This is a genomic window from Marinobacter nauticus ATCC 49840 (assembly GCF_000284615.1).
Classification (GTDB): Bacteria; Pseudomonadota; Gammaproteobacteria; order Pseudomonadales; family Oleiphilaceae; genus Marinobacter; species Marinobacter nauticus.
The window spans coordinates 1,992,271-2,015,646 of sequence record NC_017067.1; the positions used below are offsets into that span (position 1 = coordinate 1,992,271).

At 53.6% G+C, this 23,376-nt stretch carries 32 protein-coding genes and 1 pseudogene; 18 read left to right on the plus strand and 15 right to left on the minus strand.

The features are described 5' to 3' along the window. Positions 1-228: 228 nt before the first annotated feature. From MARHY_RS18570 to MARHY_RS09210, 8 genes and pseudogenes are all read left to right on the plus strand, one after another. A pseudogene (locus MARHY_RS18570) lies at positions 229-594 on the plus strand (Tn3 family transposase); the annotation flags it as partial. A gap of 386 nt (positions 595-980) precedes the next feature. Continuing rightward, the gene (locus tag MARHY_RS18575; protein ID WP_223268882.1) at positions 981-1,289 is read left to right on the plus strand and encodes a hypothetical protein; all 309 of its coding nucleotides are present in this window, start codon (positions 981-983) and stop codon (positions 1,287-1,289) included. 110 nt (positions 1,290-1,399) lie between these two features. After that, positions 1,400-1,705: a hypothetical protein gene (locus tag MARHY_RS09185; RefSeq protein ID WP_011784777.1), complete on the plus strand. Its 306-nt coding sequence runs from the start codon at positions 1,400-1,402 to the stop codon at positions 1,703-1,705. Between the two features lie 99 nt (positions 1,706-1,804). Further along, positions 1,805-2,317, plus strand: a complete 513-nt coding sequence (locus tag MARHY_RS09190) for a DUF411 domain-containing protein (RefSeq protein WP_011786663.1) — start codon at positions 1,805-1,807, stop codon at positions 2,315-2,317. Between the two features lie 10 nt (positions 2,318-2,327). Beyond that, positions 2,328-3,182 (plus strand): WD40/YVTN/BNR-like repeat-containing protein, encoded by an 855-nt coding sequence (locus MARHY_RS09195; RefSeq protein WP_011786664.1) that lies wholly within the window; start codon positions 2,328-2,330, stop codon positions 3,180-3,182. After that, the gene (locus MARHY_RS09200; protein ID WP_011784774.1) at positions 3,175-3,606 is read left to right on the plus strand and encodes a c-type cytochrome; all 432 of its coding nucleotides are present in this window, start codon (positions 3,175-3,177) and stop codon (positions 3,604-3,606) included. Before MARHY_RS09195 ends, MARHY_RS09200 begins: the two co-directional genes overlap by 8 nt. Positions 3,607-3,642: 36 nt before the next feature. Then, positions 3,643-4,119, plus strand: a complete 477-nt coding sequence (locus tag MARHY_RS09205) for a hypothetical protein (RefSeq protein WP_011784773.1) — start codon at positions 3,643-3,645, stop codon at positions 4,117-4,119. Between the two features lie 26 nt (positions 4,120-4,145). Then, positions 4,146-4,868 (plus strand): cytochrome c biogenesis CcdA family protein, encoded by a 723-nt coding sequence (locus MARHY_RS09210; protein WP_011784772.1) that lies wholly within the window; start codon positions 4,146-4,148, stop codon positions 4,866-4,868. A gap of 282 nt (positions 4,869-5,150) precedes the next feature. Here the strand turns inward: MARHY_RS09210 and merA are convergent, their stop codons facing one another. From merA to merT, 4 genes are read right to left on the minus strand one after another with little or no spacing between them, the layout of a single operon-like run. Continuing rightward, positions 5,151-6,605, minus strand: coding sequence for a mercury(II) reductase (gene merA, locus MARHY_RS09215; protein WP_206769573.1), 1,455 nt, complete (start codon positions 6,603-6,605; stop codon positions 5,151-5,153). Further along, on the minus strand, positions 6,547-6,807 hold the full coding sequence (gene merF / locus MARHY_RS09220) for a mercury resistance system transport protein MerF (RefSeq protein WP_014421551.1): 261 nt from the start codon (positions 6,805-6,807) through the stop codon (positions 6,547-6,549). The genes merA and merF overlap by 59 nt, the downstream gene beginning before the upstream one ends. Next, complete coding sequence (gene merP, locus MARHY_RS09225; RefSeq protein WP_011783481.1) at positions 6,804-7,106, minus strand: mercury resistance system periplasmic binding protein MerP; 303 nt, start codon at positions 7,104-7,106, stop codon at positions 6,804-6,806. The genes merF and merP overlap by 4 nt, the downstream gene beginning before the upstream one ends. Before the next feature lie 15 nt (positions 7,107-7,121). Further along, positions 7,122-7,478 (minus strand): mercuric ion transporter MerT, encoded by a 357-nt coding sequence (gene merT, locus MARHY_RS09230; RefSeq protein ID WP_014421552.1) that lies wholly within the window; start codon positions 7,476-7,478, stop codon positions 7,122-7,124. Positions 7,479-7,551: 73 nt separating this feature from the next. On the opposite strand from merT, the gene merR reads away from it, so the two are divergent. Continuing rightward, positions 7,552-7,986, plus strand: a complete 435-nt coding sequence (gene merR / locus MARHY_RS09235) for a mercury resistance transcriptional regulator MerR (RefSeq protein WP_014421553.1) — start codon at positions 7,552-7,554, stop codon at positions 7,984-7,986. A 121-nt stretch (positions 7,987-8,107) separates the two neighbouring features. On the opposite strand, the gene MARHY_RS09240 is transcribed toward merR, so the two are convergent. From MARHY_RS09240 to MARHY_RS09250, 3 genes are all read right to left on the minus strand, one after another. Further along, the gene (locus MARHY_RS09240) at positions 8,108-8,800 is read right to left on the minus strand and encodes a P-loop nucleotide/nucleoside kinase family protein (RefSeq protein ID WP_014421555.1); all 693 of its coding nucleotides are present in this window, start codon (positions 8,798-8,800) and stop codon (positions 8,108-8,110) included. A gap of 94 nt (positions 8,801-8,894) precedes the next feature. Beyond that, on the minus strand, positions 8,895-9,356 hold the full coding sequence (locus tag MARHY_RS09245) for an anthrone oxygenase family protein (RefSeq protein ID WP_014421556.1): 462 nt from the start codon (positions 9,354-9,356) through the stop codon (positions 8,895-8,897). 148 nt (positions 9,357-9,504) lie between these two features. Further along, the gene (locus MARHY_RS09250; RefSeq protein ID WP_014421557.1) at positions 9,505-10,416 is read right to left on the minus strand and encodes a LysR substrate-binding domain-containing protein; all 912 of its coding nucleotides are present in this window, start codon (positions 10,414-10,416) and stop codon (positions 9,505-9,507) included. A gap of 105 nt (positions 10,417-10,521) precedes the next feature. Here MARHY_RS09250 and MARHY_RS09255 point away from each other — a divergent pair, with 105 nt between their 5' ends. Continuing rightward, positions 10,522-11,403 carry a pirin family protein gene (locus tag MARHY_RS09255; RefSeq protein WP_014421558.1) on the plus strand — a complete coding sequence of 294 codons (882 nt, stop codon included), beginning with the start codon at positions 10,522-10,524 and terminating at the stop codon, positions 11,401-11,403. Here the strand turns inward: MARHY_RS09255 and MARHY_RS09260 are convergent. Then, positions 11,392-11,685 carry a hypothetical protein gene (locus MARHY_RS09260; protein WP_226374314.1) on the minus strand — a complete coding sequence of 98 codons (294 nt, stop codon included), beginning with the start codon at positions 11,683-11,685 and terminating at the stop codon, positions 11,392-11,394. The genes MARHY_RS09255 and MARHY_RS09260 overlap by 12 nt on opposite strands. 118 nt (positions 11,686-11,803) lie before the next feature. Next, positions 11,804-12,655, minus strand: coding sequence for a LysR family transcriptional regulator (locus MARHY_RS09265; protein ID WP_014421560.1), 852 nt, complete (start codon positions 12,653-12,655; stop codon positions 11,804-11,806). 139 nt (positions 12,656-12,794) lie between these two features. Between MARHY_RS09265 and MARHY_RS09270 the strand changes: the two genes are divergently transcribed. Further along, on the plus strand, positions 12,795-13,499 hold the full coding sequence (locus MARHY_RS09270) for an FMN-dependent NADH-azoreductase (RefSeq protein ID WP_014421561.1): 705 nt from the start codon (positions 12,795-12,797) through the stop codon (positions 13,497-13,499). Continuing rightward, on the plus strand, positions 13,492-13,962 hold the full coding sequence (locus MARHY_RS09275; protein ID WP_014421562.1) for a nucleoside deaminase: 471 nt from the start codon (positions 13,492-13,494) through the stop codon (positions 13,960-13,962). The genes MARHY_RS09270 and MARHY_RS09275 overlap by 8 nt, the downstream gene beginning before the upstream one ends. Here MARHY_RS09275 and MARHY_RS09280 read toward each other — a convergent pair. Next, entirely contained in the window at positions 13,959-14,852 is an 894-nt protein-coding gene (locus MARHY_RS09280; RefSeq protein ID WP_014421563.1) for a LysR substrate-binding domain-containing protein, read from the minus strand. The two genes, MARHY_RS09275 and MARHY_RS09280, sit on opposite strands and share 4 nt — an antisense overlap. A 118-nt stretch (positions 14,853-14,970) precedes the next feature. On the opposite strand from MARHY_RS09280, the gene MARHY_RS09285 reads away from it, so the two are divergent. Both MARHY_RS09285 and MARHY_RS18835 read left to right on the plus strand, forming a co-directional pair. Continuing rightward, on the plus strand, positions 14,971-15,861 hold the full coding sequence (locus MARHY_RS09285) for a PhzF family phenazine biosynthesis protein (protein ID WP_014421564.1): 891 nt from the start codon (positions 14,971-14,973) through the stop codon (positions 15,859-15,861). A gap of 113 nt (positions 15,862-15,974) precedes the next feature. Continuing rightward, a complete protein-coding gene (locus MARHY_RS18835; RefSeq protein WP_167539881.1) occupies positions 15,975-16,118 on the plus strand; it encodes a hypothetical protein in 144 nt (47 codons plus the stop codon). Between the two features lie 83 nt (positions 16,119-16,201). On the opposite strand, the gene MARHY_RS09290 is transcribed toward MARHY_RS18835, so the two are convergent. The 4 genes from MARHY_RS09290 to MARHY_RS09305 form a co-directional block, all read right to left on the minus strand. Then, a complete protein-coding gene (locus tag MARHY_RS09290; protein ID WP_226374315.1) occupies positions 16,202-16,759 on the minus strand; it encodes a BUD32 family EKC/KEOPS complex subunit in 558 nt (185 codons plus the stop codon). 392 nt (positions 16,760-17,151) lie between these two features. Continuing rightward, positions 17,152-18,105, minus strand: coding sequence for a LysR family transcriptional regulator (locus MARHY_RS09295; protein ID WP_014421567.1), 954 nt, complete (start codon positions 18,103-18,105; stop codon positions 17,152-17,154). Between the two features lie 127 nt (positions 18,106-18,232). After that, positions 18,233-18,556 (minus strand): thioredoxin, encoded by a 324-nt coding sequence (gene trxA / locus MARHY_RS09300; protein WP_014421568.1) that lies wholly within the window; start codon positions 18,554-18,556, stop codon positions 18,233-18,235. 117 nt (positions 18,557-18,673) lie between these two features. After that, on the minus strand, positions 18,674-19,699 hold the full coding sequence (locus MARHY_RS09305; RefSeq protein ID WP_014421569.1) for a lipid A deacylase LpxR family protein: 1,026 nt from the start codon (positions 19,697-19,699) through the stop codon (positions 18,674-18,676). Between the two features lie 291 nt (positions 19,700-19,990). Here MARHY_RS09305 and MARHY_RS09310 point away from each other — a divergent pair, with 291 nt between their 5' ends. After that, complete coding sequence (locus tag MARHY_RS09310) at positions 19,991-20,242, plus strand: hypothetical protein (RefSeq protein ID WP_014421570.1); 252 nt, start codon at positions 19,991-19,993, stop codon at positions 20,240-20,242. Between the two features lie 57 nt (positions 20,243-20,299). Here the strand turns inward: MARHY_RS09310 and MARHY_RS09315 are convergent, their stop codons facing one another. Beyond that, positions 20,300-21,130 (minus strand): alpha/beta fold hydrolase, encoded by an 831-nt coding sequence (locus MARHY_RS09315; protein ID WP_014421571.1) that lies wholly within the window; start codon positions 21,128-21,130, stop codon positions 20,300-20,302. A gap of 246 nt (positions 21,131-21,376) precedes the next feature. Here MARHY_RS09315 and MARHY_RS09320 point away from each other — a divergent pair, with 246 nt between their 5' ends. From MARHY_RS09320 to nrtS, 3 genes are read left to right on the plus strand one after another with little or no spacing between them, the layout of a single operon-like run. Beyond that, positions 21,377-21,670 carry a glutaredoxin family protein gene (locus MARHY_RS09320; protein ID WP_081496564.1) on the plus strand — a complete coding sequence of 98 codons (294 nt, stop codon included), beginning with the start codon at positions 21,377-21,379 and terminating at the stop codon, positions 21,668-21,670. 30 nt (positions 21,671-21,700) lie between these two features. Beyond that, positions 21,701-23,122, plus strand: a complete 1,422-nt coding sequence (locus MARHY_RS09325; RefSeq protein WP_014421574.1) for a dihydrolipoyl dehydrogenase — start codon at positions 21,701-21,703, stop codon at positions 23,120-23,122. Then, positions 23,109-23,354 (plus strand): nitrate/nitrite transporter NrtS, encoded by a 246-nt coding sequence (gene nrtS, locus MARHY_RS09330; RefSeq protein ID WP_014421575.1) that lies wholly within the window; start codon positions 23,109-23,111, stop codon positions 23,352-23,354. Before MARHY_RS09325 ends, nrtS begins: the two co-directional genes overlap by 14 nt. The last annotated feature ends 22 nt before the right edge of the window (positions 23,355-23,376 follow it).

Here is a 23,376-nt window from a genome sequence, read left to right on the forward strand (position 1 = left end):
CTTGCCTTCGAGGAGGTCGGACGCGCTCTCCAATAGGTCGCGCTTCCAGGTGCTGACTATGGTGGGGTGGATCTGGAAACGGGCAGCAATTCAAGGTGTGGCCTTAAGGGTGGGCAAGGACAGCCTTGCACTTACTAATTCGAAATAAAGTAAGCGAACATTACCCGGAGATATAAGCCAAATCCGGATGGCCAAAAAACGATTTCAATAGTCGTGGCAATTTTTGCAAACGTCGAACTGCGTCGCCGCGTGCAGGTTGGTTTGAATAAGGGCGAGGCTAAGAACGCGCTGGCTCGTGCCGTCTTCCTGAACCGGCTCGGTGAACTCCGCGATCGCAGTTACGAGAATCAACGCTACCGTGCAAGCGGACTCAATCTCGTCGTCAGCGCTATTATCCTTTGGAATACGGTTTATATGGAGCGGGCGGTTCAAGCACTGCGCGAAGACGGCCGGGATATCGACGAGACGCTTCTGCGGCATCTTTCTCCCTTGGGCTGGGAGCACATCAACCTGACCGGCGACTATATCTGGCAGCAGGACAAACAGGTCGAACAAGGAAAGTACCGATCGTTACGAACACTGCAGAGGTCTTAGCGTACGATTTTTTCCGTTTCGTGAGCTGACCCCATTCTGTCCCCCATCCCTTCAACCACGCGTAATCCTTCGTCGAGCCTTTGAATGTCTGCGAGATGACACTCCGTCGTATTCGCCCGATTAGCCAAACGCCACTGTTGCCAGTCCTCCTCCGCGCCAAAATAAGACGTTCAGCTAGTCATCGGAAAGTCCACTCCCTTTCCGACCGGGCGAGTGTGTTTTGGGAATAGAAAAGTGCTAAGATCTTCGGAACTGACAGAGTAATTGCATGTCAGAGCTCATGTCCTCAAAGCTTGGTGCTAAAGATCAGGATGTCCGCAAAGAACCGCCCAATCATCTCCCTATTGCTATCACTGCTTCTTGTGATCAGCGCGCCGGCGTTTGCTTTGTCAAAAGTAGCAGGCGGCCAGGCGGAGCCAGCGATGGCGGATTGCGGCACCATGATGATGGACCAGACTGAAGACACCGCTTACTCCTCAGACACAGAACCGGATTGTGTTTCCGCCCCGGAAATGGCCTGTCCAAGCGCCACTGGGCCGGTCAAATGCGGCGTCAACGTAAGCTTTGCCCTACTACCGGGGCATTCTATCGGTTTTACCGACACCGGTTCCCAAACGGTGTTGATCGGCCGAGCGGCCCTTTACCAGAATCCGTTCCTGGCCTCTATTACACCCCCTCCAGAACATCACTCCTGAGTTTTAACCCGGGTTTTTGCCCATCGCGGCAAGCTCTTTGAAGTTAATTCTTGCAACAAAGTCTCGTACTTCCGTTCATCCGTAACGAGGCTTTAACTGGAGTGAATCAAATGCGTAATTCAAATCTCAAGCTCACCGTAACCGCCGCCGTTCTGGCCGGCAGCGTCGCCCTTTTCTCTGCCCTTGCCCATGGCGAAGGCGCCGGCATGATGGCTGGTCATTCCGAACACAGCCGCATGATGTCCTCGCACGGTATGGAGGGTATGGGCGGCATGATGGGGATGATGAACATGATGTCAGATATGTCCCCGGAAGACCGTAAAGCCATGACCGAGGCTTGCATGAAGATGATGCAGGCTCATAGCGACGATGGCATGCCTGGTGGCATGAAAGACAAAGACACCGGCGCCAAATAACCATTTGGGCACCCTCATGAACTGAAGCTCTGGGCCGGGGATGCATGTGCACCCCCGAGCCCTGCACTGCCCATAAGCGATTACAAACGAGGATTTCCCATGAAGACCAAGAAACTCGCCCTGTATACGGGTATAGCCGCTATCGTTATCGGCGCTGGCGCCACCACATTGGCCCTCCAGGCCGACGAATCCGCCCAGCCGTCGGCTTCTCTAACCGAGAGTGAAGAGGCAGGCCAAACCATCACCATCTACAAGAGCCCCAATTGCGGTTGCTGCCAGTCCTGGGCCGAGCACCTCGCGACCAATGGCTTTGACACCCGAATCGTTGAAACCGACAACCTTAATGAAATTAAACAGCAGCATGGCGTGCCACGCGATATGGCGTCCTGCCACACCGCACTGGTTGATGATCTGGTGATTGAGGGGCATGTGCCGGCCAATGACATCCTGGCCTACCTTGAGGATCCGCAATTCAACACGGCCGGCTTGTCTGTACCCGGAATGCCCCATGGCACCCCTGGCATGGAAACCGGCCGGAAGGACGATTACCAGGTCATTGCCTTTAACGCCAATGGCCAGCAACAGGTTTTCCGTGAGCACAAGGATTACTGAGGTCAGCCCTATGAGAGCAATGGTTTCCCGCCTGAATTCAGCAGTCTCCAGACTTTTTCTGTTCGCGTTCGTGGCTGTCATGCCGACCCTGGTTCAAGCCCAGTCTGTGAATGAGGGCCAAGCAGTGAGAGCGCTGACGACGGACTCATCTGGCGCTTTGCTGGTGCTTCGGCAGAGCGGTCTGTTTGCCCTGGATAGCCAGAACACTACCGAGATCCCCCTGCCACCGTCCGATTCCGGCGCCCAGCCCCGGTCCATGGCAAAGGGCGGAGACGAAAGCCTGTACCTGGCAGGGCCTGGCCTTGGCATCTGGCGCTATGACGAGGCCAGCAAGCGTTGGCAATCCCTCAATGACACCCTGCCGGACCTGGGTGTCACGGCGATTGCCGCCCACGCCACCCAACCGGATACGCTCTACGCCTATCTCGGTGACGGCGGCATGTTCCGATCCAGGGACGACGGTGCCGAATGGGTGAAGGTAGACAATGGCCCTCGGGAGCCGGTGCAGGCCTTCCTGCACTCCGATATGCCAGGCAGCATGGAAAGTGGCTGGCTGTTCGCCGGCACCACCCGCGGTGTGGCCCGATCCATGGACTGTTTCTGCTTCTGGGGCGATGCCGGCGAATTGCGAGGAACTGTTTCCGCCATTGATTACGATCCTTGGGCCCCGGAAAACGTCTACGCCGTGATCGAGGGGGAACTTCACCGCAGTTCTGACGGTGGCGAAACCTGGGCTGGCCTTGAGATACCCCAAGCGGTGACCGCTCTGACGTTCTCGCCCACGGAAAGACTCGTGGTCGGCACTGAAAACGGAGAGTTGCTTTCGCAGAACGCCTCTGGCGAATGGGTTCCTGTTTATGAATAAGTGGTCTTTCCCGCTGGTCTTGCTCGTTGCCCCGGCCCTTGTGATGGCGGGGGGCGCGCCAACAGACAGTGGCAGCGTGCCGGCCGGAGTAACCGAGGGCCGCCAGATTTATGAGCAATACTGCGCCGCTTGCCACGGATGGCAGGGTGAAGGTGCGGCCGACTGGAACAAACCGGATGAGAAAGGCGAAATGCCGCCACCGCCTCACGATGAGACAGGCCACACCTGGCGCCACAGTGATGCCATGCTGTTCAGGATGATTGCCGAGGGATGGCGGCATCCCTTCAACAAAACAGACCGCCTGACCATGCCAGCATTTGAGGACACCCTCACCGACCAGGAAATTCAGTCGGTGATCAACTACCTGAAAACACTCTGGACCGAGGACCAGCGCCGCTATCAACCTAACGAAAGTCAGGAATAACGAACAACCCTCCCTCAAGTCTTTGGTAACTGGAAAATGGCATTGAAACAGCTTTTTAAGAAGTGGTCATGGTTATTCGGCCTCATCGGTTTCAGCATTGTGGTCACAGCAATCTTCGTGCTGCCACAGTACCTGAAGCCTGATCTGGATGCCGGTGTTACCTTTTACGCCACCGAGGGATGCGCACCTTTCAAAGGTCAGTGTATCGGGCGAAAGGGCGATCAAACCATCACAGTCGGCTTAGGTAATGAAGCCATCGAATCGATGACAGAGATTCCCATCCGTGTGTATCTCGGCAACGTGACAGCCGACTCCCTGATCGTGGATTTCGAAGGGCTTGAAATGTACATGGGCGTGGTCCGCACCCAGCTGTTACCGCATACCCAGGGTGTTTACCAGGGAACCATTACCCTGCCGGAATGCGGTACCGGCAAAATGCTATGGCGCGCACGGGCCATCATCGACAACGGCACGTCCAAGGAAGGCATCAAATTTGATTTCTGGGCGGTTTAACGAACTAACAAAACTTAGGGGGCTGAATGCCTGATCTTGCAACCTGGGGAATTGCCGCCGCGTTTGCCGGAGGTCTCGTGTCGTTTTTCTCACCCTGTACTTTACCCTTGGTTCCCGGCTACCTGTCGGTTGTTACCGGAGGCGCTCTGACTGAGGCTTCAAATCGGTTGAAGGCGTTCTGGCTGAGTCTTTGTTTCGTGATGGGGTTCAGTCTCGTATTCGTTGCCCTGGGAGCAAGCGCCAGTGTTCTTGGGCAATGGCTGATGGCTTATCGTGAAGAGGCCAACCTGGTGGCTGGCGTGCTCATCGTGTTAATGGGCCTGTTTATGTTGGGTTGGTGGAGCATGCCGGCGTTACAGCGGGACTGGCGCATTGGGCAGTCTCTTGAAGGCGGGCGCCCCACTGCCGCCTTCCTCCTGGGCATCGCGTTTGCCATCGGCTGGACACCCTGTATAGGCCCCATACTCGGGGCCATATTGGCGCTCAGCTCCACCCATGCCAATGCTGAGGCTGGCATGCTGTATCTGGCGGCGTATTCGTTCGGGTTAGCTCTCCCTTTTCTCGGAACTGCCCTGTTTATTGAACACTTTCGGCAACGAGTACGCTGGCTCAGTCGCTGGAGTAGACTACTGAGAGCGCTTGCTGGCTTGGTGCTCGTTGTAATGGGAGTAATGGTGCTCACCGGTCGGATGACACTCTTTGCGTCGTGGATGTTGTCGACGTTTCCGGTTCTCGGAAGGCTTGGTTGAGCTTCCTACAGCCAAACTACAGGGAGCGGTCCATGGCTTCATACTCAAATACTGCGTATAAACAGGTTTCATGAACAAATGGGGCTGCCATTTCGTTAACTAATGGTTTTGCATTGCCGAACGATTGAAGCGGCTCATTGTTCTTCAGGACTAGATTAAAAACCGCTTCGCAGTGGAGGATGGTGAACGTTCGCTTTTGTTCAGAGCCCGGAATGTGACCAGGGGTCGCAAAGCGAACGTTCAAATTTTGGACAGTGCTCGCGTTGACCAGAGCCGGAGCGATTAACCGGCACAGCAGGACAACTGCTTTACATCCTTGGTGAACGTTTGCGCACAGAGTTTGAGTCCTTCAACCATGGTCAGATAAGGGAACAAGTCATCGCCGATTTCCTGAACGGTCAAACCTGCTCGTAACGCCATCACTGCCGTTTGGATAATTTCACCGCCTTCCGCTGCGACAACCTGCACCCCGAGCAAACGGCCTGTGCTGCGCTCTGCTACCATTTTAATAAATCCATGGGTGTCAAAGTTTACTAGCGCACGCGGCACGTTTTCCAAGTCGAGCAGCCTGGTGTCCACGCTATAACCCCGAGCAACTGCTTCGGCTTCAGTGAGGCCAACGGTGGCGACTTGAGGATCGGTGAACATGACCCCGGGCATGGCACTGAGGTCGAGTTTGGCCTCGCCTCCCGTCATGTTGACGGCGGCTCGGCTGCCTGCGGCAGCTGCGACATAGACAAACTGCGGTTGATTGGTGCAGTCACCAGCAGCGTATATTCCGGTGACCGTGGTTTGCAGATGCTCATCCACCTGAATTGCGCCGCGTGAAGTTTCCACGCCAATGCTCGCCAGGTTCAGGGCCTCGGTATTGGGCGTTCGACCGGTCGCCACCAGTAGTTGGTCGGCTCGCAAGGTGCCGGCAGGCGTCTCGACGATAAACTCGTTGTCGCTATAGTCCACGTTGCTGGGCGTGGTCTGGCGAAGCACCTCAATCCCTTCCCGTTTAAAAGCCGCCTCTATGGCCTCTCCGATCGTAGGATCTTCGCTGGACAACACACGGCTCCGGGCTAAAACGGTAACCTTGCTGCCGAGTCTGTCGAATGCCTGAGCCAATTCCAAGGAAACGAAACCGGCACCAATCACGATCAGCCGTTTGGGAACGGTATCCAGCGCCAAGGCACTGGTTGATGTCAGGTAAGGAGTGTCTGCCAGCCCCGTTATTGGCGGCTCTGCCGGTCTGGCTCCGGTTCCAATAAAGGCGCGATCAAAATGAACCGGTTTTTCACCACCCTCAGCCAGCGTGACTACCAGGCTATTGGTATCGACAAACCGGGCCTCACCGTTCAGGACTGTGATGTCCTTGTGTTCTCGAAGTATCTTTTCGTACTTGGTGTCACGCAGCTCCTCCACTCGTGCCTGCTGTTGCTGAAGCAGTTTTGCTCGGTCTACCTGAGGAGCCTCAGCACTGATGCCCGCGTCAAACGGGCTTTCTTTTCGCAGGTGCGCGATATGTGCTGCACGAATCATAATCTTCGAGGGCACGCAGCCAACATTTACGCAGGTGCCGCCGACAGTCCCACGTTCAATCAGGGTGACGCGGGCACCGCGCTCTGTTGCCTTCAGGGCAGCCGCCATGGCGGCACCACCACTGCCGATTACCGCAATATGCAGTTTGTTGTCATTTTTCACTCGGGAAACTCCTTGGAGCTTTGAAGTTGCTCTCGTAGCTGGCGTCATAGTGCTTTTTCCGCCAGAACGCATAAACCGTCAGGCCGATGAATACCGCCAGTGCCGGAAGAAGCACATAGTCGAGATAGCCCGTCAGGGCGGCCAGTCCCACGGTGGCCATCAAAATGACCAGAATCGGTGTGAAGCAGCATAGTGCAACCAGAATAGTCCCTACTATGCCGACCCTGAGCAGGTTCTTCGGATTCTTCATTGCCCCTCCGGAGTCGCCTCTGAGGCCGTGGGAGTGGAGGGGTAACCAGCGTCGCTCGTGGCCTCGGTGAGCGCCTCTATGGAAGTGAGCGCATCGTTAAAGGTGACGACGGCTTCTCGATCAGGGTAGCTCACGGAAACTTGCGACACCCCTTCCACCTTACTTAAGGCCAACTTGACGGTGATCGGACACGCGGCACAGGTCATGTCAGGCACCGAGAGAGTTACTGTTTGAGACGCAGCCCAGGAGGACATGCTGAGCAAAGTGAGGAACATGGCAAGTACAAACTGTTTACGCATGAGAAAAATCTCCGTTTAGTAGAATAGAGGCAAAATGTAAGGGAACACTAATGCGACCAGTACCAGAGCCGTAACTACCCAAAAGATCACCTTATAGGTCTTTCGGACTTGAGGGATCGCACACGTTTCACCGGGTGAGCATTGCTCTACAGGGCGATAGATTCGTCGCCAGGCAAAGAACATGGCGAAGGTGGCCGCGCCAATGAACAGCGGTCGATAGGGCTCCAAAGCTGTCAGGTTGCCGATCCAGGCACCGGAAACGCCCAGAGTGATAAGTACCAATGGCCCGAGACAGCACGCCGAGGCGAGAAGTCCAGCCATGCCCCCGACAGCGAGAGAAGCACCTCCGGATTTAGATTTGAATTTCGACATGACGTTGACACCTGTTGCCCATGGACTCGATGCGATAAGGTTACTTCCGTAGTCAAGTACGGAGTCAAGCAGTATGTCGGTTAAAGCCAGTTCACTGACTATTGGCGGCTTGGCCAAGGCGGCCAATGTAAATGTCGAGACGATCCGCTATTACCAGCGGCGAGGTCTGTTGTCGGAACCCAAACGACCTCTAGGTGGTATTCGACGCTACGGTTCCGCCGATATTGATCGGCTGACATTTGTTAAAACGGCGCAGCAGCTGGGTTTCAGTCTCGACGAGGTCGGCGACCTTTTAAGGTTGGAAGATGGCACTCACTGTCAGGAAGCCAGTGCGCTCGCCGAGCACAAGCTGAAGGATGTGCGTGAAAAGATCGAAAGGCTGGTCAAAATTGAGAAGGCTCTGAGCGACATGGTCAGTCAATGCCACGCACAGCCGGACAGCATCGCGTGCCCGCTCATTGCATCTCTACATGAGGGAGACATTGGAACAAAAAGCCAAAGGGATTAGCTTCTGAACCAATCGACCTCTTGAGGCTCTACCCCGTCACTGCGGACACTACGAAAAGATAGGCAGATTTATCGAACCGAGGTGCGCGAACGTTCGCTTTTGTTTAAGATTGCGCCCCCTGCTAAAAGGGTTTGTGGCTGGCCCACAACCTTTCCGTTCCAGTGTGACTATTCCGAACTCTGAGCCGGACGCCAAATTTAGCACTTTGCGTGGAAACTGGAATGAGCGCCCTATTCTCGAATCTGCTTGAAGTCTGTTTAGCACTTTGTGTGGATTCTGGAGGGTAAGTCACTGAATTACGGTGGCGGAGGTTTAGTACTTTCTGTGGTCGTCCAACCATTAAGTTGAAATCTTCCGCCTCATCAGGCGGCTCAAAGTAGCCAGTCACGAGCCTGAAAACCTCCTCCGTATCGAACTGTGCTCGTTCAGGTTGTTCTTTTTGTCGCTGTTTCAGCCGCTTTAAACAAACCTCATCGTCTACCGACAAATAATGCAGTTCATGAGGTATCCCGCGCTGCGAGTATATATCTTTGAACCAGGCTCTCTGCTTCCGGGTATTGCCGGGAAAATCCAGTACCACAGAAACCCCAGTCATGAGCAGTTGCTCGACATGTGACCTCAGGACCGGCTTTAGACGAGATGAATAACTGATGTAGTCATTGAATTCGTTGATCTCACCCGGATATAAAGCGGCAAGCCACTCATCCTCTGAAATAAGCACGGCTCCCCGGCGTCGAGCGATCTTGCGAGACAAAGTACTTTTACCGGCGCCCATCTTTCCACAGAAAAAGATTAACGTGCCTAATGGATTCATTGCCTAACCCTGAAATCAAACGTGGAATTCGATGGCTCGAGACTTTACTTACATCGGGTTTCAAAGCCACAGCAGAACAAACATCAATAAAACACTAACCACGGAGGCGAACACAGTCCTGATCAGGTTCCATCGTACCCAGCGATATTCGAAAGATCAGCCGCGCTGAGTCGAGCATGAGTTCATCCATGTCGTCTACATTCAACGTTTGTAAGGCGTTATTTAGCGGAACATTGATTCGAAATGTTGGGAGTTGTACGCCGATAATATAGGCGATAGCACTGGCAACAACCAAGGTTGGCACTATGCCGTCGTGTTGCAGGACCGCCAGAATGGCCGCCGCCACTAGAGCAAAGACTGATCCTACCCACACAAGACCAAAAACAGGATTACCGGCCTGGATCACACCGTCGATAGCCTGAAATGCGCGGATGAATTCCTTGTCCGTCAAGTTTCCAATTCCTGGCATAACAACCGATGCAAAGGAGAAGACAAACCCAGCCATCACGGCACACAGCAATGTCGCCACGATCAGTGCGAGTTCAAGCAAATTCATAATATGGCTCCTGTAAGACTGGCAATGAACTTTAGTTGGTTTAGGGACAAGCCAATTTTCGTAGAACCATGTCGGATGTTATTGCCGCAACATGCCAAAGTTTGTGCAGAGGGTGCCAACTTCAAGCACAGCCTCAACCCTTCTCCGCCTATTGCGGCCTCACAGCTAATGGCAGCCGCTCTCGAATGAACTCGGCTAAAGCTTTTGTATGCGGCGGTACACCCACCCGTGATGGCATCAACAGACTGAGGCTTGCGTACTGGGATACCCAGTCTGGCAATACCCGAACGAGCTGGCCGGCTTCAACGGGTGCTCTGCAGACATAATCAGGCAATGCAGTAACGCCCAGGCCCTCGATTGCGGCTTGCCTAATTGTCGACATATCCTCTGAACAAAGAACGATATGGGTATTCTGGTGGGTTCGAAGACCATCTTTGTGCTGCAAGGGAATCGCCTCTTTCGCGCCGGCTCTCCCCACCTTTAAGAAACTACAACTGGCTAAATCATAGGGTGTCTGCAGTTGTTCTAGTTGCTCCAGATAACCAGGCGAGCAATAAAACTGCCATTCCACATTGGCGATTAACCGCTGTATCAAGCTCGAATCAGGCAATTCGCCACTGTGGCCACGAATAGCGATGTCTACTCCTTCGGTAATCAAGTCGACCATGGAGTTAGTGACGCGTTGTTCGATAAGCACTTTCGGGTGCAGCCTGGCGAAATCAGTCACGATATCGAACAGAACAAATTGCGCCACACCCAGCGAACAACTGATCACAACCTTTCCTGAAAGGCTTCCACCTCTATTGTCCATTGCTGCTTCAGCCATTTCGAATTGGTCAACAAGCTTTCGAGCATGCTGGTAGAAGCTCTTCCCTTCTTCGGTAACGACGACATTGCGGGAACTTCTCTGAAGCAGCCTCACACCAAGGCGTTCTTCCAACTGAGCAACATGTCGGCTCAATCGCGACTTGGGCATGTCCAATGCTTTTGCCGCCGCGGTGTACCCCTTCTTTTCAACGACATGCACGAAATAGAAGTAGTCGTTCAGGTCAATGCTCATATTTTCGTCCTAAATATGGAACGAATAGTTCAGATTTTAGCCGTTTTTAATCAAATACCAAGCTGCTAGATTATTTTTAGATCATATATGGAACGGAGAAAGACAATGACCTATCAGGTTGCTCAACAACATGACTCGATGACAGCTTTTGCTCCGGTAAAGGGAAGTCCACTAAGCGTAGGCTCAGGGTTCACGGGTATGGGTTTTCGTCACGGGCAGTTCTTTGGTGCGATGGACCCAATCATCATGGTGGATCACTACACCATGACGGTCCCGACCTTTGGCGCCCACCCTCACGCAGGCCTCTCGGCGGTCACCGTTTTGTTTGAAGATACGGAAGGCAAATTCAACAACCGCGATTCGCTGGGGAATGACTTCGACATTAACCCTGGCGACCTCTACTGGCTGAATGCGGGCAGCGGTGCCATTCACGACGAGGCACCGCGAAAAGGCGCCACGATTCATGGACTGCAGATTTTCGTGAATTTGCCCGCCCGCCTGAAGCACCAATCACCGAGCTCTCTGCATGTGAAGCGAGAGGACATGCCGACCTTGAAGGGCCAGGGCTACCGTGTGCGGCTGGTTCTTGGGCAAAGCAATGGCATCGAGACGGCTGCGGCGTCGGTGTGGCCCGTCACCATTCTTGATGGGTTTGCAGACAAAACATCGGTATTCGAACACCGCATTCAAACGGGCTTTAATGCCTGGATCTATTCGGTTGAAGGCGACATCGAATATAAGGTGCGTGGCAACTGGTTCACTCTCCACCAGGGAGAGTCCAGCGCGATTGATGATGCAGAGAACGAAGCAATCACCATACGCGGAAAGTCTTCATCAAGCAGCCATTTTGCGGTGCTTTCCGGTGAGACGATCCATGAACATTTTGTTCAACACGGTCCGTTTGCAATGAGCACTCAACAGGAAATCGACGAGGTGGTTGCTCGTTATAACGCGGGAGAATTGGGGAGCCTTGATTCACAACCCTGAATCCAATCCCGCGGGAGTTACTGAGCCCTTCAGGTACGCATGGCAATTCTGAACAAAACTGAGCTGCTTCTTACCCATCACTTGGGAGATCATCTGCTCATCAACGTCCAGCAGCGCCACAATGCTCAACGCGTTCTTATTTCGGAGGTCGCCGGCGGTTGCCATCAATTCAACGGTGCTCTTTTTCTGAACGAACTTCAGATAAAACCACCGGCGCAAAAGCACCTTCATACTCTCTGAAAGCAAGTTGTCTTGTTGCGATGCCCGCATCAAACGTGCCATGGCGTCCCCCCGGCCCCTGATCAACGATAGTCATTCCTTAGACGATCAGAGCAGCCATAACGTTACAGGACTGCATTTACAGCGCATTTGACGCCAAGCCAAGAACTCTCCGTTCAGATTATAGGTTTAAGATATCTTCGATCCATTCCAGAAACCTGACTGCACCGCGAGTCTCGAAGCTGTTCTTGTTTGGTACGTAATAGCAAAGGTTTGATGCGACCGGCTGAGTTTCAAACTGCTGTAAAAGTTTGGTCTTTGACAACCTTGCAGCCAGCGTTGTCGAGCAAAAAACCAGTCCGTTCTCCGCCAATGCCTGCTGGATCCCGAAAAGCTCTTGATCAAATTTCTTAAGTCTTATGTCGGCCCCATCCAGTTCATTTTTTTTCAACCAGGCGCCGAATGGAGGATCCGGTAGCGATCTGTTTTTCCACTCGGTTGTAAACACGGTAATGGTCTCATTTGCCCACGCGGGAGGTGCCTTGCCATAAGCGCCAAACACGTTGAACGACTCGTATTTGACGACATCACCTGCCTGAACTGTTGAGGCATCGCCGAGCCGGATTGGAATAGTGTAGGGCTGGTTTTCGACAGACTCCCCTGTCGAAATTTCGACAGAAATATCCGGGTTGGCTTGCTCAAATTCGTGCTGGGACGGAATCAGCGCCATAGCCGCCAGAGAGGATGTTGTCGTTACCCGGACCCCACTACCCGCCTTCATCACCTCCTCCAGAGCACTGTCAATTCTCCGGAACCCTTCCGAGGTGGCTCTTGCCAATCTTGAACCTGTTCCCGTAAGGCATATCCGTCTCCCCTGCCGGTGAAACAAGCTCACGTTTAACCGATTCTCCAGGTTGCCGATGTGGTGCGAAATAGCGGTTGGCGTCAGCGAGAGTTCCTCTGCAGCCAACTTGAAGCTTCCTAGGCGGGCAGCCGACTCAAAGGCTTTCAGTGCCTGTAACGATACCTGCACGCGTAATCTCCGAAGTTACCACCAGGTCACAGCTATTCTAGATGACTTTAACTCATCTGTAAGTGTGTTCTTTTCGTTTGTCCCGGGCTCCAGAGGCCCAGAAAATGGTCCCTGTTATTCACCAACCGAGGTAAACAGAATGAGCACACTATTACACATCGATTCCAGCGTTAGAGCCGCAACTAACCAGAACCCGAATCACGATTCAATATCGAAGAACATCGCTCGTCGATTTATTGAGACCTGGCAAGAGAATCGGCCCGAAGATGACTATATCTATCGTGACGTTGGGATGAATCCACCTGATTTCATTTCACAGGAATGGATTGGCGCGGTATTCACCCCTGAGGAAAATAGGACCCCGGCGCAGAGGGAGAGACTCTCGCTTTCCGATACGCTAATTGCGGAGGTGGCCAAAGCCGACGTTATCCTGATTTCCTCACCAATGTATAACTATGGCATGCCCGCTCATCTGAAGGCCTGGTTCGATCAGATCGTGCGCATCGACAAGACGTTTGATTTTGATCTCTCACGAGGAGACTTCCCCTTACAGCCCCTGCTCTCAGGTAAAACGCTGATCATAGTCACTTCCAGCGGAGAGTTCGGCTTTGAAAAGGGCGGAATACGCGAGGACTCCGGTCACCTGGCACCACACCTGCGTACGCTGAGTAAGTACCTGGGGGTAGACACAGTCTACGAAATCGCCGCTGAGTACCAGGAATTCGGAGACGAGAGGCATCGGATGTCAGTCGCCAATGCCAGGCAGCGAGCCGAAAGCCTTGCCATCGAACTAAGCAATTCAAATCTGGCTCAATCGTCGAATCATGAGAGTGCCGATGTGTGAGTTCATTGCGAAAGAACGCCTCACGGAGTCTGCCGATATCGCCATTGATTTGGCTGTCAGCAGTGTCAAAGCCAATGACTTACCGTTTTCGGCAATTATTCTCGATCGAAATGGAGACCTGATTGGCCAAGGGATCAATCAGGTCGCCGAGCACCTCGACTGCACCGCACACGCTGAAATCCAGGCGATCAGAGAAGCTTCAAGGACTGCAAAGGAGGTTTCTCTCCGCGGGACAACACTGATCGCTTCAGGAGAGCCTTGCGCCCTCTGCTACATGGCAATTCGTATGGCGGGGATTGAGAAAGTTGTTGTGTTGTCGAATCGATATGAGGCGCAACAACACGGGTTTAATTATCTGTGGACATATCAGTACCTCAACGAGAGCCTCTTTCAGGATATTGAGGTTCTTCCGCTTGATCACGAGAGGAAGTTGCTCCCATTTCAGTTGGCCCAAATGAATTAGAGCGATTCAGAGCCTACTTCGCCAGTAATCCACGATACAAATGCGCGAACTTTGTCCGTGCGAAATTTCGCTTCTGGCGCAACCAGGTAATACTGGTATTGCGCCGGGACCGAAATTTCAATCGGGCTCTGAAGCAAGCCGGCTTTCAGAAGATCGGCCACGAGGCTGTACCGCATCAATGCTATCCCCCTGCCAGCCAGCACAGCCTCTACGAGCGTTGTTCCCTCTGTTACCCGAAGCGTTATTGAGCTGTCGGGTATTTCGATGCCGAGTTCTTGCTGAAACGCTCGCCACGAGCTCTCGAGGTCGCCTGACTCATCGATGAGCCACGGAAGCTTTGCCAGACTCCCAGGCGTCACGGTGTCGTTACCAATGAGCATGCTGTGACACACTGGCAGCAGTTTTTCTTCGAGCAATAGCCTGGACTCCAGCCCGGGGTAATCACCGCTGCCAAAACGGATCGCGAGATCCACGCCATCACCCTGGAAACCGACCAACTGCAGATTGGGTTGAAGACTCAGCTGGAGCTCAGGGTGAGCTTTCTGAAACGAGTTGATTCTTGGTACAAGCCACCGACTGGCGAAGGATGGCACCGTTGCCACGGTCAGGCGTCCGGGATCGGAGTTTGGTGCAAACAGGGCTATCCCCCGCTCCAGTTCCTGGAAGCCCGTTTCCACATAGCCGGAGAGTGCCCGGCCCTCATGAGTTAATTGCACTTCGCGGGTCAGGCGCACAAAAAGCTTTAAACCAAGAAATTCCTCAAGACCGCGGATATGGGTGCTCACTGCCGCCTGAGAAATGTTCAGAGCCTCTGCGGCCGATTTGAAGCTCAGCTCTCTGGCAGCGTACCGAAATGCCTGCAATGCCCTTAGCGGAGGTAGTTTCTGCATTGGCTCCACTCTACCTACGGTTAATTTTTAATTAAGCATATACCAGTTTTACCCGTTTGTTATCCGAACCGTTCATTGAAAACATTCAGTGACTAAACCCACTGAAGGAACACGCATCATGAAAATTGAAGTCCCAATCATCAGTGCCTTTGTCGACGGCGATTCAGGCGGCAACCCTGCCGGTGTTGTGCTGCACGCCGAACGTTTTAGCTCTGCGGAAAAACAGAAGATCGCCGCTGCTGTCGGGCTCTCGGAAACGGCTTTTGTCTCCCCATCTGACTCAGCAGACATAAAGCTGGAATTCTTCACACCAACCCAGCAAATCGCACATTGCGGCCACGCGACCATCGCAACCTTCAGCTTTCTGAGGCAAAAAGGTCTGCTAGCGAATGATCGTTCGTCGAAAGAGACCATAGATGGCCTGCGAACAGTCAACATGGAGGGCGAAGCCGCTTATATGGAACAGAAAGGTCCTCGCTTCGAGCCGCTGGACGAGAATGATCTACAGACCGCCCTGCTCTCACTTGGAATAACTGCTGAGGATCTGATCGAGGGTGCCGAGCCGATGCTGGTTAATACCGGGAACAGCTTTGTGATGCTGGGCATTCGCGACAGCGAAACGATTAAAAGTCTTGAGCCGGATTTCAGCCTCATCGAGAAACTCAGCGAAGCTCTGGATCTAATCGGGCTCTACGTGTTCTCCCTCGATGGCGTTGGCGCCGGCAGAGACGCAGGCGCCCGCATGTTTGCACCCCGCTACGGCATCCTGGAGGAGTCTGCGACGGGAATGGCTGCAGGGCCGCTGGCGTGCTATCTGCGTGAGCAACTGGGTATGCAAAGGCAGGAATTTACCATCGAACAGGGTCGCTTGATGGCCACACCTTCACCAAGTGTGATCAACGTAAGGCTGACCATTGGTTCCGACGACAGAATCGAAAACCTGTTCGCGGGTGGCCGGGGCACGATTCGAGACGTTGTCGAAGTAGAGATAACCCATCACCTGACCTGATGTGCTGTATACCGCAAAGCAATTTTTTCTGAAGACGGGAAAGCAAGAGAATAACCATCAAGCTAATACGGCGATGCTGTTTAACTTAACTTTCTTAAAAGGTGGAATATCACATGAACGCAATTAACAAGTTCTTTCTCGTTTTCTCCGTAATCGCTTTCTCTGCATTCGCACAGGCCGAAGGTGTTAGCCAGGAAGATATCGAGCGTGGCAACAACCCGGCGATTGAAACAGTCGATCTTGGTATCAGCAACTAAGCTGAGCACATCGAAAAGGGGCGGTCACCATGACCGCCCCTTTTTTTGTCTGCGCAAAAGCATGAGCGGCTAAATACCGCTCTTCAACTGAAAGACACCAGCACCAGGAGCCCGAAGAACACACTGATCACAGTCGCAAGTCCGGACATATCTCCCGAGCCAGCGTCGCCTGTCACCCAATGCCTTAACGCCTTCAGAAAACGCTTGGACGTGTAGATGTTTTTGCGGTAATTGCTCTGGTAATAGTGTTGAAGAAACAGCGGCATGGATTCACTATCGAACCGATGCCAGAGCTTAAGGACGCCCAGGATATCCTTGCGACAGGCCCAACTCTGAACAGACGATGGCAGCCAACTCAAGGGGATGGCGGAGCCAAAATCGATGATTGCGGGGGCGCCGCCGCGACCCGAAACCAGAATGTTGCCTGAATTGCCAAGGTCCATGTGGGCAACGCCGTGCTGGTGCAAGGTTTTCACATCACTGAAAAGCTGTGAGAAGAAGTTGTCCGGTAGCGCGTTGCCGGCGGCAATGTCTTTTACCGGCCTACCCTCAATCAAGCGATAATGAATGGTAGGCGACCTGTCCGATGGCCGAGAGGCTTGATCCGGCGTGAAATCCAGGTGCTCTACTTTCTTCAACATCCTGAATTCGTGAGACGCGAGAAACCTGAAGTAATTTCCGAGCAGGCCCCGGGAGAATCTGAAAGCCTTGTATACATGCCTGTTGCCGCTGCTGTCGGCGTTTAAAGTAATGATGGGCTTGTACCATTTCTGGTCCGAAGCATCCGTGATTGCAGCAGGCTGCCAGCTGGCCCCTATCGACGGGCAGTTCGTTTGGCCGTTCATTTCCCCTCCCAACTCCAGAATATGTAGATTTTTGGGCAAGCTGTCCGGATCCGTGGTTTGACCAAGCCATTGCCGATGCCGCAACCCGCGGCATCTGGGAGGGATTATTGGAAGTTTTCGGAAGGCTGAATAATTCTGTTGCATTATCTTTGTCATCACGGAAAATGATGACTGGAATTTCAAGCACTTCAGGCGATGGCTTTCACGGCCGAATGGCCACACGGCGAATTGGTCATGATGTCATGCCAGCGCTCACGAAGGAGCCGTTCAACATGGTTTCGCAACCAGACGATACCGGGGTCGCGGTCGTGGCGCGTGTGCCAGATTAGGTAGAGGCTGGTCGGATCTACTTCGAAAGGCAGCTGACCCATCCAGAGCCCGTCTACGAACCCGCAGTCCTGGCTTATCAACTCCGGAACCGAAGCGATGAGGTTCGACTCCCTGAGAACCTGGGGAACAATCGAAAAATGGTTAACAGTGGCCGCAATGCGCCTGCTATGTCCCTTCTGATCCAGGTAACTATCCACGAAACCATGGGCATCACCCGACATGGTCACGAGCAGGTGGCGGGCTTCAAGGAATTCCTCCATGGTGATCTGCCGGCCAGCCAGCGGATGGTCGGCGCGCATTGCCAGAACATACCCGCCCTCGAATAACCAGGTGCTCCGCAAGCTGTGATCGTGCTGGGTAAGCATACCGACCGCCAGATCCACATGGGCCTCGCGCAGGTCGTCGTAGGTACCCTCGGGCGTGTAGGGTACAGCGTGAACGTCCACTCCTGGCGCCTCACGCTCCAGCAGCTCAATCAGCTGACGCCAGATCATTTCGACCGTCACATCCGTTACTGCGATGCGAAACTTTCGCTTTGACGTGGCCGGATCGAACTGAGTTGCACTGACCGCATTGGTCAGCGCATACATATGATCGCCAACCTGGTCCCAGAGACTGAGCGCATAGGATGTCGGTTCAATGTTTCGGCCCTTACGAACGAACAGCGGGTCGTTCCAGATCTGGCGCATCCTTGAAATCGCATTGGACACGGCGGGCTGAGTCATGGCGAGCCGGTCTGCTGCACGGGTCACTGAGCGCTCAGTCATAATGGCATCGAAGATGTACAGCAGCTGGAGTTCTTGAGTTTTCATTCAACGATCCTGATCGTGACAACCGGATAAGTCTGGCTGGCAAATGGTTCCACCGCAATCGCGGGAAAGGCGGGGTTGACGACCTTTATACGAAGAAGCCCCCCTTTCGGGAGGCTTTGAACAGGCGTTAAAGGTGTCCTTTCACAAATGCCCTCAACTCGCCCAGGCTGCCAGCCCCGGTTTTCTGGGCAACAACGCCGCCGTCCTGGAACAGGGACAGTGTCGGAATGCCCCGGATGCGCATTTTTGCAGTAATGTCCGGGCTGTCATCCACGTTTACTTTGACAATCGTCAGTTGCTCACCAAACTCATCTGCAATTTCCTCAAGCATAGGAGCAACCGTCTTGCAGGGGCCGCACCAAGGCGCCCAAAAATCCACCAGCACGGGGCGATCGCTCTTCACAACCTGCTGTTCAAAATTTACATCTGTTACTTCTATTATGTTGCTCATCGGCAAACCTCCTCTACGTATAAATCTGTTTCGAACATTGAAGCCTTCTGGCAGTGAAAACCAATTGCAGGACTGTATAAGTTCCATTTCCTGCAATGATGATTCGGTACCTGACCCTCACAGTCGCTTGCTAAATACCAGCCCACCCCACGCAAGCGTACGGTTCCCTGTGCCGGATTTGATTTCGGAACTCTGAACGCGCAGCACATAACTCAGTTCGGTGCCCGCCAGGAAGCTGTGGGTGTAACCAGCCCACACCTCGGCCAGGAGAATGTTCAGCTCATTGGCATCCAGCTCATGGTCCGAATCCCGGAATTGACCCTGCAAGAAAGCATTGTAGGCACGAGCTTTGACTGACATTCCGCCCCAGAAGTAGTTTTCCCGTCCACCCGGGGCTGACACACCGGGGGCGCGTTCACCGTAAGCCATCAATTCGGGGTTAAAGCGGTTATCCGGTGATGAGATCAAACCATCCCTGAAAACCAGGGCCGCACCGAATTCAGTCAAGTAGCCGGCTGAACCGAAATACGTCACTTTGAACTGCTGATTTGGCTGACTGGCATCCAGGTATTGATGGTATGCAGCGGAATACCGGAAGGTCAGCTCTCCGCCATTGGAAATCTGGTGGCCCCAGCCATTTGCCCGGTCGCTACCGACTACCTTGTGAACCGCATTCTGGCCGGATTTGAAAACATCCAGCCCCAGCACGCCCACGGTCATTGATGTCGTCCAGCCCGATTTCGCGCCCAGGGCCTGATAGCTCTGGCTCGACGACAGGTAAACCAGACTGCTGTATGGACGATCGTCCCGGTCAATGGCTGACTCTTTGATCTCCTCGGGCGTGAAGCCATACACCCCAAACTCGAGCGCCGCGCTCTCTGGCTCCGCCACCTTTCCTCCGAGGAATGGCAGCACATACCCATCCAGTCTCTGACTGATGCTCGAAACCGGGTTCTTAATGAATTCCTCGGAATTCGATGAATACGTAATGGCCACCCCGGCGGTGTAATCCCGATCTGTCTGCGTTGGGGCAAAGAGATCGTTGTCCGTAGACAGGGCCATCACCGAGTCTGAGGACTCGGCATGGGCGGTAAAGGCCAACAGGGAAACCGCAAACATCGGTACCAGAAAACGAGAATTCATAGCCAACTCCGAAAAGTGTGTCGGTAAAGTTGGCGCTATTCTTCGATTGACTGGCGCTCAGGACTAATAAAGCGTTGGCATTCAAAACATCACCCATGCTTATGGGTAAGTAGTTCTACGTGCATTATTTGAGCTCTTCTGCCAAGTTCCCATCACCCAAAATGATGTATTGCATACCGTTTGGGAATTATTCGTTACGACTCTTCAACTCCATACTTCGCTCCATCTGATATCGAGTCCATTGGCGACTCCGGTATGAGCATCAACCCATCGAACTTTGGAGAACATGTTATGCGTAAATTTGTACTGATCACCCTGGCTTCACTTTTTGCCGCCGCCGCCCTGCCCGCTAACGCTACCCTGGCTGACCGTAAATCCGATGAGCCGCGCTCCGAGCAGGCTCAGCCCGCTCCCTACAGCGGCCATATTGTGATTCGCGGTGAAATTCAGGATCGCGACGCTAAGAACCATTCGGCCAAACCGGCTCCATACAGCGGTCAGATTGTTATCCGCGGCCAGGTTCAGCCCGAAAGCCACGGTTGAGATTTAGCTGTTTCCTTTGCGTCTTGGCACCACGGACGGTGCGTTTTTAATCTCGAATTAAGGCCGGAATGGCGAATTGGTAAACTCGACAATTTCGCGAGCCACTTCTGGATTCTGCAACAGCCGGCTATGGCCATATCCCGTTGTATGGATCATACGACTTCTCGGAAAAGCCTCTTGGAGGGCCCGGGATTCGGCAACCGGGACTTCTGAATCCAGATCATCGTGGATGAGCAACACAGGTGTCTTGATCGCAGGCGCAAGCGCAAGCATATCCAGGCGATCAACACTCAGCCCCACCGTTTCTTCCATATCGCGCACGAAAACACGTTCACTCCGCTGGCCAAGGTTCACAAACCGGGCGAACCGGCTGAGAACCCCCTTAATCGTTGCCGGGCCTGAGACCAATACCAGGCGATCAAAGCACCCCTTGTTGGCTTGGGCATAAACAAGCGCCGCGGCACCCAGTGAGTGACCGACCCCAACATCAAACGAACCACCCACATATTCATGGGCTTCCAGAACCGACTCAATAAAGCGACCCGGATGTGATTCGGTGGCTTGCGATTCGCCATGCCCGGCCGGATGGACGGCATAAACGGTGTATTCATCAGCATCTATCACACTCAATAGATGCTTGAATTGTCCTATCCAGCCCGACCACCCATGCAGGAGCAGAATTTTCTTCGGGCCACTTCCATAAATCGACAGAAAGCCTTTGTTACGAAGGGGCACGACCGTGTGGAATAGCTCTCGGGATGAAGCACGCCGTTCAGCCTTGATTCGTGGGCTGGTCATAAGCTCCACGGCTTTAGACGCAGCCCGCGATGGCAGCAATCGGCTGTAAACACCAAACGCAGCCTGGAATAGATTCAAAGAAAGATTCATTTCCGTTTTCCTCAACCTGAAAAAAGCCTCTGATTCCGAGCAACCTCTTCCCATATCGAATCAGCCTATTTAAAGTGTATCTACACCTTTTAATGCAATGCAAGTGAAATTGTTCATTTCTTGAACATTTGGTTCACCAGCAGCGGCCGCTCAAACAGATGGACAACTATTCCAACCTTCCTGCCGCCTCCATTTCGGCCAAAGAGCAGAGAATGGCAGGCACATTCACGAAGAAGGAGACAACCAATGTCCGTCAGTTCGCAAACCACATCTTTCTCTCTGTACCACTATCGCTCATGCCCTTTTTGCGCATACACGCGCTCCGCGATGAAGCACATCGACATCAAAGTGGAAGAACGAGATATCGCCCGAAACCCGGCCTATCGGGCTGAGTTGATCAAAGGTGGCGGCAGAGCGCAGGTTCCCTGCCTCAGAATCGAATCGAACGAAGAGGTGCGTTGGCTTTACGAATCCCAGGACATCGTCCGCTTCCTTCAGCGCCATGCTGCCCAGGCAGCTGATCACGAACAAACCGTGTGAAAGATCCCAGAGATATAGAGGACAGCAAGCATGCTCAAACGAAAAGTTGATGTTGCCATCATTGGCACGGGCACAGCGGGTATGGGTGCCTACCGGGAAGCTCGCAAACATACCGACAGCATCGCGCTGATAGAGGGTGGCCACTATGGCACCACGTGCGCCCGTGTAGGCTGTATGCCCAGTAAACTTTTGATTGCCGCTGCAGAGGCCGCCCACGGCGCAAAGCATGCGGGGGTATTCGGACTCAATGTGCCGACCGTCGAGACCGACGGTTCAGCGGTACTTGACCGGGTAAAGAGAGAACGCGACCGCTTCGTCGGGTTTGTTGTCGAAGACGTCGACGACTTTGATGATAGCCATAAGGTCCGTGGTTACGCACGCTTCCTGGACGCCCATCGTTTGCAGATCGATAACGGTCTCGAAATCACTGCCGACCGGATTGTTATTGCAACAGGGTCCAGACCATTTATCCCCGAAGTACTAAAGGGCGCGGGTAACCGACTGCTCGTTAATGACGATGTATTCGAACTGGAGCAACTTCCGGCATCCGTACTGGTTGTCGGGACAGGTGTTATCGGTCTGGAACTGGGGCAGGCTCTAAGCCGGCTCAACGTCAAGGTTACGATGCTGTCGCGCAAAGAATCGATCGGTGGCATTGCCGACTCGGAAATCCGGAAAATTGCGGCGGATACTTTCCAGTCCGAATTTGATCTCGTCCTTCATGCCGAGGTCCTTGCAGCAAAAGAAACCCTGAACGGTGTTCAGGTCACCTACCGCACGCAAGGAGGCATCGTTCATACGGTTGTGGTTGACTATGTTCTGTCGGCAACCGGCCGCATACCAAACACTGACAAGCTCGGCCTGGAAAGTACCGGCATTACTCTGGACGCCCGCGGCGTTCCCGTATCCGATCGATTCACCATGCAAACCAGTGCACCGCATATCTTTATTGCCGGTGACGCTAACAACGAGCTGCCCCTGTTGCATGAGGCCTCCGATGAGGGGCGTATCGCGGGAAGCAACGCGGGAACCTTTCCAACTGTGGAACCCGGCCATCGACGTGCCGGGCTCGGCGTTGTCTTCTCCGACCCCCAAATTGCCAGTGTGGGCAAGCGAGCCCACGAACTGGTGCCACACACCTTCATTACCGGGAAGGTTAGCTTCCACAATCAGGGAAGAAGCCGGGTAATGGCCAAAAACCAGGGAATGCTGAAGGTCTACGCAGACCAGCACAACGGCACTCTAATGGGCGCAGAAATGTTTGGACCGGCTGCGGAGCATATTGGCCACCTGCTGGCCTGGGCCGTGCAGCAGTCTCTTACGGTACACGAGATACTCGGGATGCCTTTCTATCACCCGGTTATTGAAGAGGGTGTCCGCACCGCCTTCCGGGATGCCGCAGAACAGCTGAAAAAGATAGAACGTGAGGAGGTATCCCATGCAGTTGCTTGAACTGTTCAGGCGTTACCACAAACAGGCGGCCAAGGTTGCCCTCGTAGTAGGTTCGATTCTGTTGCTGATCAACCAGCATGATGCGTTGTTCGGATACGAGAAGATTCAGTGGCTGCCGGCAGCCTTGACCTACTGCGTTCCATTCTGCGTTTTCATGCTCGGCAAGCTGTCCAGCGAGCGGGATTGCCAGAAATCCTCCGGGCTGAATGTGCCCGTTCCCAGGTATCGTTAACTACCCTGATTTCGCCGCGCTA